At 41.8% G+C, this 4,496-nt stretch carries 3 protein-coding genes and 2 pseudogenes; 3 read left to right on the top strand and 2 right to left on the bottom strand.

Annotated elements, in window-relative coordinates:
- Nucleotides 1–106: 106 nt before the first annotated feature.
- The gene (locus tag PN457_RS14845) at nucleotides 107–331 is read right to left on the bottom strand and encodes a hypothetical protein (protein ID WP_271734158.1); all 225 of its coding nucleotides are present in this window, start codon (nucleotides 329–331) and stop codon (nucleotides 107–109) included.
- A 1,060-nt stretch (nucleotides 332–1,391) separates the two neighbouring features.
- On the opposite strand from PN457_RS14845, the gene PN457_RS14840 reads away from it, so the two are divergent.
- From PN457_RS14840 to PN457_RS14830, 3 genes and pseudogenes are all read left to right on the top strand, one after another.
- Entirely contained in the window at nucleotides 1,392–2,501 is a 1,110-nt protein-coding gene (locus PN457_RS14840; RefSeq protein WP_271734156.1) for a sodium-dependent bicarbonate transport family permease, read from the top strand.
- A gap of 97 nt (nucleotides 2,502–2,598) precedes the next feature.
- Nucleotides 2,599–2,931, top strand: a complete 333-nt coding sequence (locus tag PN457_RS14835; protein ID WP_271734155.1) for a P-II family nitrogen regulator — start codon at nucleotides 2,599–2,601, stop codon at nucleotides 2,929–2,931.
- A gap of 226 nt (nucleotides 2,932–3,157) precedes the next feature.
- Nucleotides 3,158–3,511 (top strand): annotated as a pseudogene (locus tag PN457_RS14830) (SulP family inorganic anion transporter); the annotation flags it as partial.
- 844 nt (nucleotides 3,512–4,355) lie between these two features.
- Here the strand turns inward: PN457_RS14830 and PN457_RS14825 are convergent.
- Nucleotides 4,356–4,496, bottom strand: a pseudogene (locus PN457_RS14825) (photosystem II q(b) protein); the annotation flags it as partial.

The following is a 4,496-nucleotide window of genomic DNA, read 5'->3' as shown; positions in this document are numbered from 1 at the left end:
TTTGTTTTCTGTCTATGACACTACTTTACAATTGTTTACAAATGTTTGGCAAGGGGTATTTTTTTAATAAAAATTATGCTTGATGTAAGTTTTACTTATCATTAGCTCAATTCTGGAGGAGTTTCTCAAAGAGGCGATCGCTTGGTGGGGAATTAAAAGCCAAGTTAATAGGTAGAGCCTGGCGCATTAAGCGTAATGACCTAGATAGGTATATTGACAAACTTTTTTGAATCTCGCCAAATAGGGACAAGTAGAAACTTGCCAATAGCATAGAGTCAGTAAAACAGTGGCGGGGTTTGACGATATTCTCTAGCGAGTGGGTGGTAGCCATATATAGAAACCGCCTGTAATGACTTTTACTCGTTTCCATTAATTCCACTTCCGGTGAGGGAAGCGGTCTTATATTTATAACAATGGAAGAGTCTAGATTAGACCGTTTCCATTAATTCCACTTCCGGTGAGGGAAGCGGTCTTCCTGAATTAATGCTACAGGAGTTTAAGCCTCTACTCTCCTTGGCGCAACTCAGGGTGAGCAAGTTTTGATTGTGAATGTAGAATCTCCCTGGGTTTAGCACTAAGACTGTCAATACCTCATAGATAAATAATGGTTTTCATAGAAAGAAATTATAAATTGACTAATACAGCCAATTTTCGGGATAGATATAAGGTTTTGCTTATATGAGCTATATAATATTTTTTTAATAATTCCTGTCTTTGGATTAATTTTTTCCATCTAAAGGCGGTATGCTATTTGTAATCAAACAGTTGCTCCCCAGTTGCAACTGCAAAAATAAAACTGGGTAGATAGTTCTGTATGATTGTGTTTCAAGGTAACTAGGATTTATCCTGAACTAGAACCTTAATTCACAATTAATGTAAATTATCCAACATAATCACAAATCAGCAATATATTTTATAATTGCTGTTTTTTGTACTTAGAAAACAGTTAAGCACTGCTTGAGGAGCATTGACAAATGTATTTTGAGAAAAATGTTTTAATCACACTAAAATGCTAAGAGCCAATCTTTAGCTCAAGATTAATATATTCATCTGACCAACATAAATCTGCAAAAGCTGTTAATCAATGAGATTTATTTGTAATTTTAACAGCTCCAAGTTTTCGGCTTGTATCAGCAAAAAGCCAATACCAAATATTTTCGCATACAAATAAGCTGGGTATCTAAATTTTGAATTGGTACCCAAGATTATTAATGCCAAATTAACATGGTTGCATTATTGTTGGCCAAGTAAATTTATTGACAGATGAAGACAGGTATTGTGCTTAGATTTAATGGGTGAAGTGCCTCACTCCTACCTTACGTAACTCTTTAAAGTTCATTTAGTTCATCCACAAAAATGCTCCTCGTTAGAGGAGTTACAAGGAGGTATTCATGGATTTTTTGTCCTTATTTTTCACTGACTTTATTAAGCAGTTGCAGTCCCCAACACTCGCCTTTTTGATTGGTGGGATGATCATTGCCGCCCTTGGTAGCGAATTGGTAATTCCAGACGCGGTTTGTTCGATCATCGTCTTCATGCTGCTGACCAAAATCGGTCTGACTGGTGGAATTGCGATCCGCAACTCCAATCTGACGGAAGTATTGTTACCGGCATTGTTTTCTGTAATCACAGGGATTGTGATTGTATTCATCGCCCGCTTTACATTGGCCAAGCTGCCTAAGGTCAAAACAGTAGATGCGATCGCTACTGGTGGGTTGTTTGGTGCGGTGAGTGGCTCTACTATGGCTGCTGCCCTGACACTACTGGAAGAACAAAAAATCCCATTTGAAGCATGGGCTGGCGCACTCTATCCCTTCATGGACATCCCGGCGCTAGTAACTGCGATTGTGATAGCCAATATTTACATCAACAAGAAGAAGCGTAAAGAAGCATCCGACTCTGCCATGCAGGAGTCTTTCAGCAAACAGCCCGTTGCGGCTGGTGATTATCCCAGCACTCGGCAAGAGTATCTCAGCCAACAGAAAAATCCCGGTGATAATAAAGTCAAAATATGGCCAATCATCGAGGAAAGCCTCCGGGGTCCTGCCTTATCAGCAATGTTGTTAGGTCTCGCTCTTGGCCTGTTCGCCAGACCAGAAAGCGTCTATAAAAGCTTCTATGATCCTGCTTTTCGTGGCTTGCTCTCCATCTTGATGCTGGTAATGGGTATGGAGGCTTGGTCAAGGGTTGGCGAACTGCGTAAGGTAGCTCAATGGTACGTTGTGTATAGTGCGATTGCACCATTTATACATGGTTTAATCGCCTTCGGTTTAGGTATGATTGCCCACTACGCAACAGGATTTAGCATGGGCGGTGTCGTCGTCCTGGCTATTATCGCTGCCTCTAGTTCAGACATCTCAGGTCCTCCTACATTGCGAGCCGGTATTCCTTCCGCTAATCCATCAGCTTATATAGGCGCGTCCACAGCAGTCGGTACGCCAATTGCGATCGGCTTTTGTATCCCTTTCTTTATCGGTCTTGCCCAAGCAATAGGTGGCTAATCCCAGAAGGGTCTTTGTCTGTTGGCGCTCCCTTGACCCGGCAGACTAAGCAACTCAGTATATAATATCAATTTACGTAAGTAAGGAGGTAAGCAATATGTCCAAGCGTGCCAACAAGCTCGTCATCGTCACGGAAAAGGTTCTGATGAAAAAGGTCGCCAAGATCATTGAAGAATGCGGAGCGACTGGTTATACAGTGGTGGATACTGGTGGTAAAGGTAGTCGCAACGTCCGCTCTACAGGTAAACCCAACACTGCTGACACTGATTCTAATGTGAAGTTCGAGGTACTCACCGAAACACGGGAGATGGCGGAGAATATCGCAGATAAGGTCGCAATTACATTTTTTACCGATTATGCGGGCATGATCTATATCTGTGAAGCAGAGGTACTGTACGGAAGACATTTCTGTGGACCAGACGGCTGTTGAGTCGAAATGAAACGACGCAGACCTAAAAGGCCGGGGCATGACCCCGGTTTTTTGATGGACGTTACTCAAAACGTTTAAGAACTATAGAGATTCTTGTTTATTCCAAAAATGTTAAATTAATTTTGCTCACGTACTTAGTATCATCAGTCTTGACAATGAGACGAGAAGGCTAAACAAGTTTTAAAATACCCAGAAATACAGAAAAAGTTGTAACTTTTGCCCAAAAATGACTGTAGTTATTACCGGTATTATCAGTTCTTTCACAGCAAAAGACCCAGAAAACGGTTTGGCTATGGCTTTTACCGTAGTCATGTTAGCAGGGTTATTTCAAATCATCTTTGGTGTTTTCAAGTTAGGGAGATATATCACCCTCATGCCCTACAGTGTAATTTCTGGCTTTATGTCAGGAATTGGGGTGATTTTAATTATTTTGCAAACAGCACCTTTCCTGGGACAGCCAACTCCTAAAGGTGGAGTTTTAGGAATAGTCAAAAACCTACCTGATCTCTTAGCGAATATCAACCCCATTGCTTTGATTTTGGGTGTGATGACGGTAGCAATTATTTATTTAACGCCGTCATGGGTGTAACAGCTGTTTCCATTAATTCCACTTCCGGTGAGGGAAGCGGTCTATGTATACATAAACAATTAGATTTCAAGGAAAAAACTGTTTCCATTAATTCCACTTCCGGTGAGGGAAGCGGTCGAACTACGCCATGAGCGAGAGAGGTAGCGGCAGATAGTTTCCATTAATTCCACTTCCGGTGAGGGAAGCGGTCTTCTGCCACTTCTCAGTGGTATGAAAAGAGGCAGTTTGCTTCCATTAATTCCACTTCCGGTGAGGGAAGCGGTCCCCTCCATTTTAAACACAGTCCCAGTAAGAAGTCTAGAGGCACTTTCCGATAGCGATAGCGTGGCGTTAGCCAGGTTCAATAAACTTAACGGCTGAAATGGACTTTAGCATACTAACAAAACTCCTGAAACCTTTACCCAGCAAGCGACCGAGGTTAATCGGCACTCGCTAGATTGAGGATGTCAATACATGAGAATCACTATTTCAGCTATTTTGATTGAACTTCCGTAATAGTTGACTGGTGCATTACAACAGGATTTAGGCGAAGCGCTGCTGTAAGCCATATACCCCAACCCTTTGTAAGGTGAGGGGTCAATACTACTCTAAAATTTTTATATTCTCAAAAATCTATCTAAAGATAGATGACAAGATTACCTAAATAGTATTACCGAGATTGACTAAACAGTCAAGGTCGGTCTAATCGCGCTTTAGCTGAAACTCACTTTAGTCGCGGTTTTGCTTACTCTCTTGGTAAACAGTTACATTACCAAAACCAAAAGCGCCCATCCGGTAGGAAGGGCGCTTTGATCAAGCAGAGACAGTATTATTTAAGTTTCTTAACCTGAATCTCTTAGCCGTTGATTGCAGGAGCAGTCAAAGCAACAGGAGCAACTTCACCAGCAGCCAAGTCTAAGGGGAAGTTGTGAGCGTTACGCTCGTGCATTACTTCCATACCCAGGTTAGCGCGGTTGATGACATCAGCCCAGGTAGC

Source organism: Anabaenopsis arnoldii, from assembly GCF_028331025.1.
Lineage (GTDB): Bacteria > Cyanobacteriota > Cyanobacteriia > Cyanobacteriales > Nostocaceae > Anabaenopsis > Anabaenopsis arnoldii.
Note: the sequence above shows the minus strand (reverse complement) of the source record. Positions and strands in the feature narration are given on the sequence as shown.

Bases quoted from the DNA above. Each gene is read 5' to 3' on its own strand.
- PN457_RS14845 (WP_271734158.1), bottom strand. From the start codon at position 331: ATGGCTACCACCCACTCGCTAGAGAATATCGTCAAACCCCGCCACTGT.
- PN457_RS14840 (WP_271734156.1), top strand. From the start codon at position 1,392: ATGGATTTTTTGTCCTTATTTTTCACTGACTTTATTAAGCAGTTGCAG.
- PN457_RS14835 (WP_271734155.1), top strand. From the start codon at position 2,599: ATGTCCAAGCGTGCCAACAAGCTCGTCATCGTCACGGAAAAGGTTCTG.